Annotated in this window: 1 protein-coding gene; it reads right to left on the bottom strand. The window is 69.2% G+C overall.

The features are described from left to right. Positions 1–187, bottom strand: a 187-nt coding sequence (locus ACLJNW_RS23700; protein WP_410961158.1) for a hypothetical protein, incomplete at its 3' end; no start/stop codon positions are given. Positions 188–354 lie beyond the last annotated feature (167 nt).

Here is a 354-nt window from a genome sequence, read left to right on the forward strand (position 1 = left end):
GCACCAGCATGATCAGGCCGCGGATGCAGAGGTCGATGGTATAGGCCAGGGCCCGGGGGACGACGCCGGCGGGACGCAGGAGCAGGTCGATGCCTTCCGGCGTTTCCACGTGGTAGTGGGTGTCGAGGACCTCGGCGCCTGGCCGGGAGGCGGGCGCGACGAGGCGGGCGGCTGCGTTCGGTGGCATCGGGGGGCCGTGTCGGGGAAAGTCAGATGCTAGCCAGCGTGGCGTCATCAGGCAACCGGGCCGCCGCGACGGCCCGGTCTGCACCTCAGTTGCCCAGAGGGCGAACGCCGAAGATGGTGCGGTAGATAATACCCATGGAGACGACGAACAGCGGGCCGGTCCAGATC

It is taken from the genome of Salmonella sp. SAL4457, from assembly GCF_046548235.1.
Lineage (GTDB): Bacteria > Pseudomonadota > Gammaproteobacteria > Enterobacterales > Enterobacteriaceae > Salmonella > Salmonella enterica.